Consider the following 15,775-nt stretch of genomic DNA (forward strand, 5'->3'; position numbering starts at 1 on the left):
ATACACGGGGCAAAGCTTCCGTTTAACAAATGCTTTATCGAAGAAATTGTAAAAATACTGGGTGGCAACACTCTGTATAATTAATTGCAAATCTCTGCACTTTTTTCTTGCAAAATACACCGAATTATATTCAATAACTTACCTAATATAACCGTTTATAAGTCTTAAACTACAAAAATCGTTTTGCTTTAAAAATATTCTCCACTAAGAGATTAGGGCTTCCACTACCAAAAACAGTGTTTCGTATTGCAAATACAATTGTACTGCCACTTTTGCTGTATCATGATTATATTGAAAAGGTACCCTTCTCATAGGAACTGATGTTATGATGACCATTTTTTGTAATCCCAGTAAAAGAAGTATAGAAATTGTCTGTGCAAAGCAGGTTTTAATAGTTTTTATGAAATGCCACTAAATTTGCGAGATAAATAGTACAAAACAATTAAGACCAAACAGTTATCAAGGTATTTACTTAAGGCATTGTATCAAAGCCCTAGTACTATAAATTTACTTGAATAGTATTTACTATAAGTAAATTTATAGGAAAGGAAAATTAAACATGAATGATATGAATACTGTTCAGCCTAGTGCACTTTGCCAGGAATTTGCTAAAATTTTAGGTGCAACGCCATCTGTTATAAATGGAGTTTGTACAGCAACACGTTCTAGGACAAACTTACATCCAATAGTACTGGGACGTAGAGCTGAATCGTTTATGTTTGTACCACAAGCATTTTCATTTGAAAACATAGACCGTGAAGGTAGGGCGTTATGTCTAGGGGAGACTGTCATTCTCCAAGAAGAAATTAACCCATTTATTTCAATCTTGAGGGAAAATGGAATTATTGTAACAGCTTTGCACAATCATTGGTTATTTGACGAGCCTCGGCTTATGTATATTCATTTCGAATCCATTGATGAGCCGCTAACTTTTGCTAAAAAAGTGAGAGAAGCGCTTAAAGTATTGACTAATAAAGAGTTAGGCGGTCCGCGAAATGTTTTCCGACCTTCAAATAAAAACGCGGAAGAACTTTGCGAAGCATTCCATAAAATACTAGGTGGTATGCATACTTTCGAAAATGGAGTTTGTACAGTCATGGATTCAAGGCTGAATATAAAACCTTGTGTCTTAGGAAGGAGAGGCAGGTCATTTCTGCTATTACCTCAAATGTTTGTGTTTGAATCACTAACACCTGACGGGAAGGCACTTTGCAGCGGAGAGACTGTTATTCTTCAAGAAGAGCTAAACCCATTCATTAGTAAACTCCGAAAACATAATATTCTAGTAACAGCATTCCATAATCATTGGTTGTTTGAAGATCCAAGATTAATGTATATCCACTTTATAAAAATTGATAATCCAGTTAACTTTGCAAAAGATGTAAGAGATGCTTTAGAAGTACTTACTGACAAAGTTGTAAGGTTTTAAATAAAATTATTGATATTACAATGGGCATTGATCCATGTGAAAAAAGTAAGTAGGAGCCACATTTTAGACAATCTAATATGTGGTTTCTTTTTTTTGCCTAACTACTTTATAAAGTTTTTTATTTCAATTGCTTTTGTAACAATAATAGTGTACGATGCATAGTATAAAACAAATACTGTATGACATATAGTAACGACGATGAGGTGGAGCAATGAGTAATTTATTGAATTCTTTAACGACAGAGCTTAGGAGGGGAACGTTGACATTAGCAGTTTTAAGTCAATTAAGAACCCCTCAGTACGGTTATTCACTCGTTCAGCTGCTGGAGGGTTCAGGTATTGCCATTGATCAAAGTACATTGTACCCATTGCTTCGTAGGTTAGAAAAACAGGAATTGGTATCAAGTAGTTGGGATACATCTGAGAGTAGGCCTCGTAAGTACTATGTTTTAAGTGGGTATGGGCAAGAAGTCTTTATGCAGTTAAAAGAAGAATGGATTAAAAGTTCAAAAGAGCTTTATAGCTTATTAAAAGAGGGGGAAGAAGATGAATTTAATTGAAGTTTATATTCAAGAAGTTACCCGAAGACTGCCTGAAAAAAATCGTGAGGATATATCACTTGAGTTAAGATCAACGATAGAGGATATGCTGCCTGATGATTACAGCGAAAATGATGTAAAGGGTGCTCTAGAGAAATTAGGAAGCCCAGTATCATTGGCTAGCGGTTATCTAGATCGTCCAATACACTTAATTGGTCCACGTTATTTTGATATATATTTAACGCTGCTCAAAATGATTTTACCAATTGCTGTTATCGTTTCGTTAATTTCTATTATTGCCGAATATTTTATTGGATACGATGGCAAGGAAGCTGTTCTTAATGTAGTTTTAGATGTATTTGCATTTGGCATATGGAGAAGCATTGAGGTAGGAATACATGTATTCTTTTGGTTAACACTTGTGATTGCTATTGCAGAAAGAACAGACAAAGGTAAAGATCAGCAGCCATTAACAACAAGCCTTAAAAAATGGACTCCTGATGATTTGAAAAATATAGCGTATATTCCTAAGAAAAAAGCCGTTTCAAAGTTTGAGGTATTTGGAAGTTTAATGTGGACTGCCATCTGGGCAACTGTTTATTTTTATGCAGATCGTCTTGTAGGTATATACGAAAACAACGGAGATGGACTTCAATTTGTAGCTCCGACTTTCAACCATGAAGTTTTGCTTCAGTATTGGCCAATTGTTATCATAATGGTTGGTCTTGAAATAGCATTGGCACTCTATAAATTGGTTCAGGGTCAATGGACAAAAAGAATGGCAATATATAATGCTATTCTTCAGCTAGTTGCAACGATTGGATTTATAGTAATAATCATAAATCCAAATCTACTAACCGAAGACTTTAATGTGTATACTGCTGAACTGTTTAACATTACTACACAGCAGTTAAATGCATGGATAGTTGGCGGTGGTATTTTTATCTTTATATTATCTGCGGCAATTAGTGTATATGATGGATTCCGTAAGGCTAGCATCTATTAATTTATATGTGCTTATACGTAAGGGAGTAAAGAATTGGCCCTATCGGTTTAAATACTTATCTAATTAGTGATCAGGATTAAATCGGAAGTAGAAGTAAATACAAAGGATGATCCAAAATGATTAGTCTTGGGTCATCCTTCTTTTGACTAAAGCCATCCTATATAGAATCGTTTTTTTCTGTATGATAATTAGATGATGTATAGGTATCTTCCTGTAAACATTCTAAAAAATTCTTAGTTAATGCCATAAAGTAATTTAGAATTACCCCTCCTAAACAAACGGTCAGTATAGTTCCAATACCAATTGGACCATTAAATAGTTTTGCCATTACCAAGAATACGAGGTAAATAACTGTTCTAGAAATAAATATATTTGTTCTAGTTAACTCTTGTATAATTAGTGTTAAACGGTCAATCGGCATCGGTGCAAAATGAGTTTGTAAATAAATTGCAGTCCCTAATCCTGTAACAACTAAGCCGACAACAAAAAATATGAGTTTACTAATCCAAAGCTCTGGGGAAATCAAATTGTGCAATAAAAAAAGCCACATATCAATACTAATGCCAGTGATAATGGCAGTTAACACCCCTAATAGTTCAGGTCTCTGTCTTCTTAAAATTGAATTAATACATATTAGTATTAAAGCGATTATAATTTCCCAGCTTCCAACAGTTAGCCCCACGCTTATAGATAGTCCTACTAAAAGTGCGTCATAAGGCGAAGTTCCAAGGTCCGATTGTATAGTAAAAGAAATGCCGAGGGTTAATATCAATATTCCTAATACATAAAGTGTATATTTCGCTTTTCCTGACATCTTCAACATTACACAGTTGACAATTCCTTTATCATTAAAACGTGTGGAATTCCATCCTCCATAAATGGAATAGATGAAGTACGATAGCCAAGTTTTATGTAAAAGCCCTCTGCCTGTGTTTGGCCATGTAATTTAACCTGGGATACACCCTTTTCTATTGCGATTTCTTCTAACGATTTAATAATTTCCTTACCTAGACCAAAATTTCGGTAAGGTTCTAAAATACAAATTCTCTCTAGTTTACCTAGACCTTCATGAATTCTAATTCTACCAGTTCCCACAGGCTGTTCATTGTAAAAGACCAATATGTGCTCACATTTTCCATTCAGTTTATCAAAATCATCAAATTCATCTTCATGTGGTACTCCTTGTTCCTCAACAAAAACTGCCTTTCTGATATGAAATGCTTTATTTAAGTCAATCTCTTCTGTTATTTTTTTTACTTTCAATTTACCTTCACCTTTCTGGATTTATTTAATTAGACAAGTCATAATTGAAGTTATTAATGAAAAGTATATACGAAATTTTGTTGTAAATGCAACAAAAAGTTGAGGGAGGTTTTTATGAAGGAAATTCTTCGTGAAATTGGTATGATAGCACGTGCGTTAGATTCTATCAGCAATATTGAATTTAAAGAATATGACCTTACTAAAGGACAATATTTGTACCTTGTTCGAATATGTGAAAATCCTGGAATAATTCAAGAAAAGCTAGCAGAAATGATAAAAGTGGATCGAACAACAGCAGCTCGTGCAATAAAGAAATTGGAAATACAAGGGTTTATAGAAAAAAAGGATGATGAGTTTAATAAAAAAATTAAAAAATTATTCCCAACAGACAAAGGTAAGAAGGTGTATCCATTTCTAAAAAGAGAAGGGGATTATTCGAATAAGGTTGCACTATCCGGATTTTCTCCGGAGGAAGCAGATGCTATTTTTCATCTTCTTCAACGAGTTAGGAAAAACATTGAGGTAGAGTGGGACTTTGTAAAAAAGGGAAACAAGAGAGAGTATTGAGACATATTTAAAATAAAGTTGCGTTGAACTGTTTTACCCTTTTGGTTGAATTGCCAAAAGGGTATTTATTATGTCAAAAAGAAGTTCTTTAATACTATTAAAATTAAATTATAGGAATTTTGCTGTGATAAAAGAGTTTAACCATATAAGAACTTATTACTAAAATAATATAAAAATAGATGGTTCTTTATATGTATAATTTAGTATAATTTTCAGGTGAGTCTTATTTAAAACAATATAAGTAGAGGGGCATTTGCTTATGAAAAAAGGAATTATATATACACTGATGATTTCTTTAGCTTTAGTTGGTTGTGCTGATTCTAAAGATACTAAAACTCAAGTAGAGGATAAGGATGAGAATTCAACTACTAAAGCTGAGGAACAAATAGTCGAAGAGGATGCTTTAGCTGTAATTACGGGGAATACAAGCGGCAATATTCAAAATGGTGGAGTAGCCGCAGAATATGGGAATATGGTTTTCTACTCGGACTCAAAAAGATTAATTGCCTCTCCTAGAGATGAAATTTCTGATATGGAGAATAACGGAGATGTACTTGATAGTGTAGAAAATGAAGAAGGGTTAATTGCCTCCATTAATGTAATAAATAACCGTGTATATTACGTTAAGAACGAAAAAATTTACAAAGTGGACTTGGATGGAGAGGGAAAGGAAGAAATACCAACTTCGGTTTCTGTATCACGCATGATTGTTTATAAGGAGCAAATTATTTTTTCCTCTTATGATAGCGAATATGATTCTTTTAATCTTTATACGATGGGGATTAATGGAGAAAATGAGAAGGAAAAGGCAACTGGTATTAAAAGCTTTTATATTGATCAGGGAAAACTATATTGGTCTGAAAAAGTTAAAAACCGTGACTATCGATTATACATAGATAATTTAGAAAATGCTGATGAGCCATTAGTAAAATCCCATTTCAACTTGGAGTCATTTCAGGTAAATGGTGATGATCTTTATTATCTAGAAAACGGGGATAATTTTAAAATGAGCATAGATGGAGATGGCGGGGATATAAGAAACTTAACTGCTAATCTTAAGGAAAACGGTGCTTCAATTGACATGCCTAATATTGCAGGTGACACGATTTATTATACAGAGAATCAAAAAATGTTTGCGATGGATTTAACTGGTTCAAAGCATTGGGAGGTTCCTACAAGCTCTGTCTATGCTTATAGTATTGCAGGTGGCCATTTATTCTATTGGGGCTTTGGGCAAGGACAATATTCGCTGGCGGTTTTTACTAATGTTATAGATGCCTATAATAGTGCAATGGATTCATATAGCCAATCAGCAGCAGCCACTGAAGGATGGGGAACACCACCGGAATTATTAAAACTATATGATGATTTGTTTTATTTAGAAGAGCCTATTTCAATTAGAGAATTAGAAGAACAGGAGAGTGCAATTGTTGGGGGAGAGATTCTTTTCCCACAAGAGCATGTAGTTGGTGCTACAAAAGCGCTGCTTTTTGGTCTTTCCAATCAAAATGAAGATCTATTAAAGACATTACTTACTGACCCGGAAGGCCAATATATTGACCTTTTTATGGAGGCATTAAGTTCTTCCCCGCTTAAGGGTGAGCCATATGGTGGCTATTACGATTATGAAATTACCGTTACCTCGGATAATTCAGTTTATATTTTTAGAGAAAAAGACGGTTTAAGTATTACTGCGGTATTTAAAGAAATAGATGGTAAATATTATTTTGATAAATTTATAGATTAGTAAATTTTCCATATTTGGTATTATGTTGGAAATTAGGAGATATTACATGAAAAAACTATTGATTGCATTTATTTTGTTATTTTCTTTAGTAGCACCCACATTTGTACAGGCTGAATCTGCGTCTGTACTTTTAATGGTAAACAATAAAAAAGTAGAAATCAGTCCGTTTACAAGCAATGGGAATATTTATGTCCCTTTAGATGAAGTTGCTAAACAAATGGGAGATGAAGTAACTTCTAGTTCCTATCAAAAGAAAGTGCATATTAAAGGAGAAACAGGATTTTTAGTTGTTATACAAGATGGACAAACTACTGGAATCGTAAATGGGAAGCTCTACCCATTAAAGACCAAAATGGTAGACGGCGAACAGGTAAATGCCAATGTGAAAGCCATCTATAAAAATGGACAAGTATATGTGCCGATCGAATTCGTCCGGAAATGGTATGACATATCCTGTAGAGGTAGTAAAAGAAAATACGAAAACAATAATATATGTTGGAAAGCTTCCTGGAAGTTTACAACAATCAATTAGTAACACACCTATCGTTTTAAAAGTTAACAACAAACAAGTTAATAGCAAATATAATCCATTTATCAGCAATGGTACAACATATGTCCCTTTAAATGAAATCGCTAAACAAATGGGTGGTAGACCTATTTCTAGGTCGAAAGAAGTTACTGTTGAGCTAGACGGTCTAACTTTTGCAACTGTAACTGATGGTGAATCGAAAGCCGAGATCTATGATTCGCAATTGATGAGTAGAGAAAGAACTCATTTTGTTCCGTTGAAGACTGAAAAAGTAAACGGCAATACAAAGGATGTAGATGCGAAAGCACTTTATAAAAATGGCCAAGTCTATGTACCAGTAGAATTTATTTCTTCAGAAAACGGGTTAAATTATTACGTTGAGACAGTAAATGAAAAATCAAAGACAACGATTTACGTTGGCGAGCTTCCTGTTGAACTTGCAGAGACTGTTAAAAAGACAGGGTATGCAACGAAATGGGCGCTTGTCTCTCCAGCTCCAGGAAGTATAACTGATGTTACAGCACTAGTGAAAAATCAACAAGTATACATTGCTCGAGCACAGGGCAATTGGTATAAAATTAAAGTTGGAAATCAAAGTGGCTTCGTAAAGAAAGATGCACTTAAAATAGGGAAATCACCTGCTACAGGTAAGATGTATGATGATGGATGGTTTGCTTCTACCTTGAAATCAAAGTGGAGTAAAGACCCACAAGTAAACAAAAAAACACTTGAAAATGAATTAGGATTTGATAAAGGTGGAATAACTTATAGTATTTTTGGTAAATCGAAGGTTATCCAAGTAATTGATCAAGGACCAACTGCCTCATATGAGGTTGGAATATCGTTTTATGGATGGCAAAGTAGTGCTTTACAACAATCTTACCGCATCCCAATTGTAGCGAAAGAGCTGTTTAAATTATATTTTGAAAAGGATGCAAATCGTGTTTGGAACTACTTTAATAAAGGTGATATTCCAGAGCGTTTTACTGCAAATGGAAGAACAGTGACAGCAAGATTTGTAGAATCTACGGGTTCTATTTATCTAACAGTTGGCCACAAAAAATAATAATATAAAATTGTATGGTAGGAGGGCAACCTAAAATTTTTTAAGGTTATCCTCTTTTGGTATTAAAATTTCTAATCAAAAAATGGAAAAAACTATTGACAATTGTTACCTTATGCACTAAATTTTCCTTAAGGAAACAATTTGTCTGTAAGGAAAGCTTGTCTGCTTTTCTATATTTTTTAGCCAAAAAGTTTCCCTAGTGCAACATTTGTGACCTAAACCAAGGAGGATGGAAATGAACAAATTAAAACTTTTTATTTTATTGTTTATTGTAATTTTAGGAATAGTTGCTTTCATTTTAGGGGGGTGTCAAGACTCGAAAGAGCAAAATAATACTGTGTCAAATGGTGAAAATTCATTAAAAGAACCAATTCAAATTGTTACAACAATTGCCCAAATTGGAGAACCAATTGAAATTATCGGTGGGGACCGTGTTGAAGTGAAGAGTCTGATGGGACCAGGTGTTGATCCACATTTATACACAGCAACTCAAGGGGATATTACTACCCTTCAAAATGCAGATATTATTTTATATAATGGGCTTCATCTTGAAGGAAATATGGATGAAATTTTCGCCAAATTAAAAGATTCGAAAACAACGTTTGCAATAGGAGAATCAATTAATGAAGAACAATTATTAAAAGACGAAAATGGCGCAATTGACCCTCATATTTGGTTCGATTTAGATCTTTGGAAAGATGCGTTAGAGAGCGCAACAGAATTATTAAAAGAATATTCACCTGAAGATGCAGATTACTTTGAACAAAATAAAGAGAGTTATTTTGGCAAAATTGATGAACTAAAAGCAGACGCTATAGAAAAGTTATCAAGCATTCCCGAGGAGCAGCGCGTTTTAGTAACAGCTCATGATGCATTTGGTTATTTTGGTCGTATGTTTGATATTGAGGTGGTCGGGTTACAAGGCTTAAGTACAGAAGATGAGGTTGGTCTATCGGAAATTCAAACTACTGTTGATTTGTTAATTGACAAGCAAGTCCCTGCAGTTTTTGTAGAAAGCAGTGTTAACCAAAATTCAATAAAAGCAGTAATTGAAGGGGCTGGTAAAGAAGGGCTAAGTGTTAATCTAGGGGGAGAACTGTTCTCAGATGCTATGGGTGAAACAGGAACTGAAGAGGGTACTTACCTTGGCATGTATCAACATAATGTAGTAACTATTTATGAGGGACTAACAGGGGGTACACAATGACGGATGTACTTCAAGTCGAAAAATTAAGTGCGGCGTATAGAAAAAACATTATTCTGAATGATGTTTCGTTCACAATCCCCCAAGGGACGCTAACATGTATTGTAGGACCAAATGGTGCAGGCAAGTCGACATTAATTAAAGTACTACTTGGTTTACACCCAAATCTATCAGGTGATGTTTCATTTTTTGGAGAGCTCTTAAAAAATGTAAAAAAGAAAGTAGGGTATGTTCCTCAGCGAGGTTCTGTTGACTGGGATTTTCCAACCGATGCATTAGATGTTGTAATGATGGGAATGTACGGTCAAATTGGTTGGGTAAAATGGCCGAATAAGAGTCATAAGGAGAAAGCACTTGATGCATTAAGGAAAGTCGGCATGGCGGATTATGCTAATCGTCAAATTAGTGAATTGTCAGGTGGTCAACAACAAAGGGTATTTTTAGCAAGAGCTTTAATACAGAATGCAGATTTATATTTTATGGATGAGCCGCTTGCTGGTGTCGATGCCGCAACAGAGAGAGCAATTATGGCAATTTTAAGGGAATTAAAAAAGGAAGGAAAAACCGTACTAGTTGTACATCATGACCTTCAAACAGTAGAAGATTATTTTGATCAAGTGTTATTTTTGAACCGAACTGTTGTTGCACATGGGGCCATTACCTCTACATTTACAGCTAATAATATTAAAAAAACGTATGGAGGAACCGTTCGCTGGTTGAAGGAGGGAATCGGAATTGTCCATTCTACTATCTAGCAACTATCAATGGGTACTTTTAAGTACACTCCTCCTCGGTTTTGCTTCTGGATTAATTGGTTGTTTAGTTTATTGGAGGAAGCAAAGTTTGATGAGTGATGCACTTTCACATGCTGCATTACCAGGTGTTGTAATTTCTTTTCTAATTTTTCAAGAAAAGGATTTTTTTCTACTAATCATTGGTGCTACTATTAGCGCACTACTCGGTGCATTTTTAATTATGCTTATTAAATCAACAACGAGAATAACTTCAGATACAGCGATGGGATTAATTTTAGCAGTATTTTTTGGTGGAGGAATTGTCCTATTGACTGTTGTTAATCGCAATAGTAATGGAAATCAAGCTGGGTTAGATAGTTTTATCTATGGCCAGGCTGCTTCTATGATATGGTCGGACGTTGTAATAACAACCATCCTTGCAGCCACTGTAATATTAATTATACTAATTGGTTTTAAAGAATGGAAATTACTTTTGTTTGATCCGAACTTTGCAAAAGGTTTAAACCTTTCAATTAAAGGGATGAATACAGTATATTTAATTATTTTAGTTTTAACTATTGTTATTGGGATTCAAGCAGTGGGTGTTATTTTGATGTCAGCATTACTTATTATTCCTCCAGTAAGTGCTAGATACTGGACCCATTCTTTTAGGAAAATGATGTGGTTATCAGGGCTATTTGGGGGAATGGCTGGTACGATTGGAACTACTATTAGCGCTTTAGGCTCCGGATGGCCAACCGGACCGTTTATTGTAATGATATCTGGTTTGATATTTTTACTTTCCTTATTTTTTGGAGCAAAAAAAGGAATAGTTGTTGAGTACCTAATTTTTCGAAATAAAAAAAATGAAGTACTTAAACTTATGCCTCCTGCTCAAATTGTAAGGGAGGGAAAACGATGACATATTCAGCATGGATACTATTGACAGCTTCACTAGTAGGAATTTCTTGTGGAATTGTAGGAGTGTTTTTAATTTTAAGGAGAATGGCAATGATGGCTGATGCTATTAGTCATTCCGTATTACTTGGGATTGTGGTTGCTTATTTACTTACACAAAGTTTAAGCGGTATACACATGTTAATTGGTGCAGCGTTAGCGGGTGTATTTACAACTTTTCTCGTTCAATGGCTCCATTCAAATAATGTACAGCATGAAGCATCAATTGGTGTTGTATTTACAATTCTTTTTGCACTAGGAGTCATTCTAATTGCAACTAAGGCTGGAAATGCACATCTTGATGTTCAACATGCTTTGATGGGAGAGATTGCATTTATTCCTTGGAATACAGTTGAAATTCCAATGTTTGGGGATATGCCTGTGGCTACTCTAATTTTATTACTTGTATTAGCGATAATAATATTAATCATTGGGCTATTTTATAAGGAGTGGAAAATTACGACTTTCGATTCTGCACTTGCAGCTAGTATCGGAATTCCAGTTCTTGGGATGCATTATTTGTTTATGACACTTGTTTCAGTCACAACTGTAGCAGCTTTTGATGCTGTGGGGGCAATTATGGTTGTTGCCATGCTAATTGCTCCAGCTGCCTCTGCCTATCTTTGGACAGATAATCTATTTAAAATGATTGTTATAAGTAGTATTTTTGGAATTCTTTCTGCTATTGCTGGTTATTATTTTGCAGTATGGATTGATAGTTCCATATCAGGTTCAATGGCGTTTGCAACCGGTATTGTCTTTTTCATTAGTTTTATCTTTTCACCACGACACGGACTGCTTTCTAATAAGATTAGACCTTCTACAATGAAATCATAAATAAGGAGGTTTTCAAATGGTGATTTCCGCTAATAAAGAGAAATATTTAATAGAGATCTATAGCAATCAGGATAACGAGGGCTATACTCGTGTTTCAGATTTAGCGAAATCATTACAAGTCTCAGTTCCTTCTGTTTCGAAAATGGCTAAAAAGTTAAAAGACGAAGAATTAATTGAATTTCAGCGATACAAAATGATAAAGTTGACAGAAAAAGGAGAAGAGGTATGTAAGCATCTACTTGAAAATCGACATGTGCTAGTACAATTTTTACGATATATCGGTGTAGATGAAGATAAGGTTGAGAATGAGGTTAAATCAATCGAAAATACTTTTAGTCGAGATGTTATTCATCTAATTGATCGCTTTTTAAAAAACACATCGATGGAATAATTTTCAAAGGTGTTTATAATGTTAACGAAAAGCTAGTATTATATATTTTCTCTTTCTTTAAAAGGCTTATTTAGCACTTAAACTGTAAGCAGAGAAATTATTAAATAGTTTCTCTGCTTATTTTTTGCCTAAATGTAGCTGAAGATTTAGGTCCAACATAATAACATACAACAACGAGAGGGTATAAGTTGAAACTAAAATTAAAAAAAGACTTTTATATTTATTTACAGGGAAAGAAGCTTTACTTGTTTTTTTATAAGCCTTTTAATTAACAAGATCTATCCAAACTTACGATTATATTCACTTTTGACATGTATCTCTTTTAGAATTTTCTCCTCGTTAATGCCCCTTATTACAAATAGAAACAGGGAGCACACAGCCAAAGGGTTTTTGTGCTTTTCTTTTTCTAAGCTCTTGGACAATAGCCGCATGCTGCCAGCCCAGGGATGTCCATAGAAAAGCAGCAACTTTTCCTTTTAGGATGACTAGCTAGTTGCGAAGGGTTTTTACCTTTCGTAAATTCATAGAAAAGCGATTTATCACTAAAGCGTTTCCATAACTCTGGGTTTTCCAGCAATTCAATATCATCCATAGCTTGGGTTGCGGTTGCTGGATTTTCTAACAACTTATCAAAAATATTAATCATATGGATAAAGAAGTTCTCCCAAATGGTTAATGGTGAGATTGTTGTTGTCTTCCTTAACTGCTGCACAATCTCATACCCTTGATAATACAAAATTGAGCTTATTTTATATTGCCGTTCCTCTGGTATTACATAACGGTAGTCATTCGGATTTATAAACATAGCAACCGTATGTGTGCCAAATTCTTCTGTAACATCAAATTGTAAATCAATGAATTTACCGTCCCAAACTAAATCGTAAGCAGCCAACATATGAAACTGCATAGCAAAAAACATTCCGTAGCGTTTGGCAAAGTGTGAAACAGCAGCTGTTGCATTTTTTGAGTCTGTAATTCCTTGCATGAGTGGAGCAAAGTCGTCATGGAAAAATTCCTTGCTTAAACGTTCCAGCGTAAAGAGCGCACGTTTTGGCGGAGTCGTATAAATTCGGTATTTATTTAACATCTCGACCTGTTCAAAGGTTAATGCGGGCATATTATCACCTACTAATAGAATGTTCGAAAGCAGCAAGTGGAGTGAAATTCCACTTGCTGCTTTATTTGTACAAAATTATTTAATTATTTTGCTACTTGTTCTAATTTTGCTATTTGTGCATCAACAAATTCTTTTGATAAATTATGCTTTGCAACATAGCGATTACGTTCATGTTTTGAACATTCAATTGTACAACCACCTAGGTGTTCGCGTTCATTTTCTTCTGAACATAAAATTTGTTTATTACATTCTGGGTTTGCACAATTAATATAACGTTCACATGGTGTACCATCAAAGTGGTCACGACCTACAACAACGTGTTCAACTTTGTTAACCGGAACAGTTAATCTTTCGTCAAATACATACATTTGACCGTCCCAAAGTTGCCCTTTTACGACTGGGTCTTTACCGTAAGTAGCAATACCACCGTGTAATTGGCCAACATCTTCGCCAATACCTTCACGTTTTAACCAACCTGAGAATTTTTCACAACGAATACCGCCTGTGCAGTATGTTAGTACACGTTTACCTTCAAATAATTCTTTGTTATCACGTACCCATTGCGGTGTATCTCGGAATGTTTCAACTTCTGGACGAATCGCTCCACGGAAATGACCAACATCATACTCGTAAGTGTTACGCACGTCTAATACAACTGTATCTTCGCGTTGCATTTCTTCAAAGAATTCTTGAGGTGTTAGATAACGGCCAGTAACTTCATGTGGGTTGACATCGTCTTCCAAGCTTAAGTTTACAAGCTCAGGACGCGGACGGCAATGCATTTTCTTAAATGCATGTCCCTCTGCTTCATCAATCTTAAACACAATACCATCGAACAAAGGATGATTTTTCATATAATCCATATAGGCATTCGTATCTTCAATTGTACCTGAAACAGTACCATTGATACCTTCGTGGGCTACTAAAATACGACCCTTTAAGTTCATACTCTTGCATGTCTCTAAATGTTCCGCTGCAAATTCAGCTGGATCATCTATTTTTGTATAAAAATAATATAATAAAACTCGATAATTCATTTTCTTTTCCACCTATCATTTATATTTACAGGATATACCTGATGGGTGAACTTCTGCTTTATGTGAGAAATTCATACTTTATATACCTTTTAGTATATAAATATAAAATACCACACTTTCGTACATTTGTTAATACTTCAATTGACCGAACTTAGTTACTTAATGATTCCCCTTTATTTTGTGATAAGTTAATTTAACATTGAAAAGAGGAATAGGTATGAATTTCTCTCAGTTTATGGGTATGTTTGCAAATATGAATCATTTCCTATAATTGAAGAATGTCATGAAAGGATTAGGGGTTTTTTTGAAAAAAATTTATAAAATATGCTGCTAAAACAAAGTTGAGGGGTTGTCAATGAAAATCAATACATATCTAATACAACTAGCAATTACAATCACTATAATATTCGGTGGCACATTTATAATCCGTTATTTTAGAACTGGAGAATTTCTTTTAGATCAAATAATTGGTGTTGGAGTAGGGGGCATTCTTTTAATTTCAGCACTCTTGTGGAGAGCGAGTAAAAAGTAATAATTATAGAATCCGCCTATTATTAACCATTGTGGAAGTTAAATGAAAAGTCTTTTTAAACTTCCACAATGATAGTAATATGAGAATTTCGATTTTGAGATAAATTATCTACGTATTCCCCTAGATTAGACTGCGACGAATGTCCCGCAATTTAATTTTTTAAGGGCACTTGAAATTCCTATAATATTAAAAATTTCATAAGCGGTTTGATTTGTAATAATTGATTTTATCAAAATACCATGACTTTTAGCTTCAGTAATTAAAGAAACGATAGATTCAACACCTGTTGTATCAAAAAAATTAAGATGGCTTAAGTCGATATAAAACTCTTTAATATCTCCCCATTTTTCTTTATTTACCTTAACGAAAGATTTCAGTTCGTCGGAAGTAATAATATCCAATTGCCCTTTAATTTCAATAAACAGTTTAGATTCCTCAACCCTATAGCTTACAACAAAATCAGAAAAATTCTTATTTTGGAACAGTGTAATAAAATAATCTAATTGTTGACTTTGGTGTAGGATCTCACTTGAGGTAAGGGATGTTGAGGATTTTGCTTTATTAAAAAGCTCTTCTTTTGTTTTTTCGAAAGCACTAGTCAATGATAGTAACATACACTTTTTTTCCTCTTCAGAATTTTTTTGTAAAAAAGATTGTAATTTCATAAATAAAATTATATCTTTTCTTCAAAATTTAGGCAATTGTAAACGCTAAAATAGAATCAACAGAATTTGCTCATTTGGTTTGAACACTTTTTCACTATTCAATACACTTCTAGTAAACTAGTATTATTTAGTTTATTGGGAGGCTGTACTAATGGA

General features: G+C 34.2%; 18 protein-coding genes. 13 read left to right on the forward strand and 5 right to left on the reverse strand.

Going from position 1 to position 15,775, the window contains the following annotated elements:
* Nucleotides 1-559 precede the first annotated feature (559 nt).
* The 3 genes from EKG35_RS18165 (at nucleotide 560) to EKG35_RS18175 (ending at nucleotide 2,973) form a co-directional block, all read left to right on the forward strand.
* Nucleotides 560-1,429 carry a DUF1259 domain-containing protein gene (locus tag EKG35_RS18165; protein WP_126295957.1) on the forward strand — a complete coding sequence of 290 codons (870 nt, stop codon included), beginning with the start codon at nucleotides 560-562 and terminating at the stop codon, nucleotides 1,427-1,429.
* A 211-nt stretch (nucleotides 1,430-1,640) separates the two neighbouring features.
* Nucleotides 1,641-1,988, forward strand: coding sequence for a PadR family transcriptional regulator (locus EKG35_RS18170; RefSeq protein ID WP_126295958.1), 348 nt, complete (start codon nucleotides 1,641-1,643; stop codon nucleotides 1,986-1,988).
* Nucleotides 1,975-2,973 (forward strand): HAAS signaling domain-containing protein, encoded by a 999-nt coding sequence (locus EKG35_RS18175; protein ID WP_126295959.1) that lies wholly within the window; start codon nucleotides 1,975-1,977, stop codon nucleotides 2,971-2,973. Before EKG35_RS18170 ends, EKG35_RS18175 begins: the two co-directional genes overlap by 14 nt.
* Before the next feature lie 157 nt (nucleotides 2,974-3,130).
* On the opposite strand, the gene EKG35_RS18180 is transcribed toward EKG35_RS18175, so the two are convergent.
* Both EKG35_RS18180 and EKG35_RS18185 read right to left on the reverse strand, forming a co-directional pair.
* Nucleotides 3,131-3,787 carry a YczE/YyaS/YitT family protein gene (locus EKG35_RS18180; RefSeq protein WP_126295960.1) on the reverse strand — a complete coding sequence of 219 codons (657 nt, stop codon included), beginning with the start codon at nucleotides 3,785-3,787 and terminating at the stop codon, nucleotides 3,131-3,133.
* Nucleotides 3,788-3,795: 8 nt separating this feature from the next.
* Nucleotides 3,796-4,236, reverse strand: a complete 441-nt coding sequence (locus tag EKG35_RS18185; RefSeq protein WP_126295961.1) for a GNAT family N-acetyltransferase — start codon at nucleotides 4,234-4,236, stop codon at nucleotides 3,796-3,798.
* A 114-nt stretch (nucleotides 4,237-4,350) separates the two neighbouring features.
* Between EKG35_RS18185 and EKG35_RS18190 the strand changes: the two genes are divergently transcribed.
* From EKG35_RS18190 to EKG35_RS18230, 9 genes are all read left to right on the forward strand, one after another.
* Nucleotides 4,351-4,803 carry a MarR family winged helix-turn-helix transcriptional regulator gene (locus EKG35_RS18190; RefSeq protein WP_126295962.1) on the forward strand — a complete coding sequence of 151 codons (453 nt, stop codon included), beginning with the start codon at nucleotides 4,351-4,353 and terminating at the stop codon, nucleotides 4,801-4,803.
* A 259-nt stretch (nucleotides 4,804-5,062) separates the two neighbouring features.
* The gene (locus tag EKG35_RS18195) at nucleotides 5,063-6,550 is read left to right on the forward strand and encodes a DUF5050 domain-containing protein (protein ID WP_126295963.1); all 1,488 of its coding nucleotides are present in this window, start codon (nucleotides 5,063-5,065) and stop codon (nucleotides 6,548-6,550) included.
* Nucleotides 6,551-6,596: 46 nt separating this feature from the next.
* The gene (locus EKG35_RS18200; protein ID WP_185807815.1) at nucleotides 6,597-7,082 is read left to right on the forward strand and encodes a stalk domain-containing protein; all 486 of its coding nucleotides are present in this window, start codon (nucleotides 6,597-6,599) and stop codon (nucleotides 7,080-7,082) included.
* Nucleotides 6,994-8,145 carry a stalk domain-containing protein gene (locus tag EKG35_RS18205; RefSeq protein WP_126295965.1) on the forward strand — a complete coding sequence of 384 codons (1,152 nt, stop codon included), beginning with the start codon at nucleotides 6,994-6,996 and terminating at the stop codon, nucleotides 8,143-8,145. The genes EKG35_RS18200 and EKG35_RS18205 overlap by 89 nt, the downstream gene beginning before the upstream one ends.
* A 235-nt stretch (nucleotides 8,146-8,380) precedes the next feature.
* Entirely contained in the window at nucleotides 8,381-9,352 is a 972-nt protein-coding gene (locus EKG35_RS18210; RefSeq protein ID WP_126295966.1) for a metal ABC transporter solute-binding protein, Zn/Mn family, read from the forward strand.
* Nucleotides 9,349-10,104: a metal ABC transporter ATP-binding protein gene (locus EKG35_RS18215; protein WP_126295967.1), complete on the forward strand. Its 756-nt coding sequence runs from the start codon at nucleotides 9,349-9,351 to the stop codon at nucleotides 10,102-10,104. Before EKG35_RS18210 ends, EKG35_RS18215 begins: the two co-directional genes overlap by 4 nt.
* Nucleotides 10,085-11,005 carry a metal ABC transporter permease gene (locus EKG35_RS18220; protein ID WP_126295968.1) on the forward strand — a complete coding sequence of 307 codons (921 nt, stop codon included), beginning with the start codon at nucleotides 10,085-10,087 and terminating at the stop codon, nucleotides 11,003-11,005. Before EKG35_RS18215 ends, EKG35_RS18220 begins: the two co-directional genes overlap by 20 nt.
* Nucleotides 11,002-11,877, forward strand: coding sequence for a metal ABC transporter permease (locus EKG35_RS18225; RefSeq protein WP_126295969.1), 876 nt, complete (start codon nucleotides 11,002-11,004; stop codon nucleotides 11,875-11,877). Before EKG35_RS18220 ends, EKG35_RS18225 begins: the two co-directional genes overlap by 4 nt.
* A gap of 16 nt (nucleotides 11,878-11,893) precedes the next feature.
* Nucleotides 11,894-12,268, forward strand: a complete 375-nt coding sequence (locus EKG35_RS18230; protein WP_126295970.1) for a metal-dependent transcriptional regulator — start codon at nucleotides 11,894-11,896, stop codon at nucleotides 12,266-12,268.
* A gap of 406 nt (nucleotides 12,269-12,674) precedes the next feature.
* On the opposite strand, the gene EKG35_RS18235 is transcribed toward EKG35_RS18230, so the two are convergent.
* Nucleotides 12,675-13,421, reverse strand: coding sequence for a Fe-S oxidoreductase (locus EKG35_RS18235; RefSeq protein WP_246020483.1), 747 nt, complete (start codon nucleotides 13,419-13,421; stop codon nucleotides 12,675-12,677).
* A gap of 47 nt (nucleotides 13,422-13,468) precedes the next feature.
* Nucleotides 13,469-14,422, reverse strand: a complete 954-nt coding sequence (gene trhO / locus EKG35_RS18240) for an oxygen-dependent tRNA uridine(34) hydroxylase TrhO (protein ID WP_126295971.1) — start codon at nucleotides 14,420-14,422, stop codon at nucleotides 13,469-13,471.
* 355 nt (nucleotides 14,423-14,777) lie between these two features.
* On the opposite strand from trhO, the gene EKG35_RS21070 reads away from it, so the two are divergent.
* Complete coding sequence (locus tag EKG35_RS21070) at nucleotides 14,778-14,954, forward strand: hypothetical protein (RefSeq protein ID WP_185807816.1); 177 nt, start codon at nucleotides 14,778-14,780, stop codon at nucleotides 14,952-14,954.
* Between the two features lie 125 nt (nucleotides 14,955-15,079).
* On the opposite strand, the gene EKG35_RS18245 is transcribed toward EKG35_RS21070, so the two are convergent.
* Nucleotides 15,080-15,619 (reverse strand): STAS domain-containing protein, encoded by a 540-nt coding sequence (locus tag EKG35_RS18245; RefSeq protein WP_126295972.1) that lies wholly within the window; start codon nucleotides 15,617-15,619, stop codon nucleotides 15,080-15,082.
* Nucleotides 15,620-15,775 lie beyond the last annotated feature (156 nt).

The sequence above is a fragment of the Lysinibacillus telephonicus genome (assembly GCF_003966145.1).
Taxonomy (GTDB): domain Bacteria; phylum Bacillota; class Bacilli; order Bacillales_A; family Planococcaceae; genus Ureibacillus; species Ureibacillus telephonicus.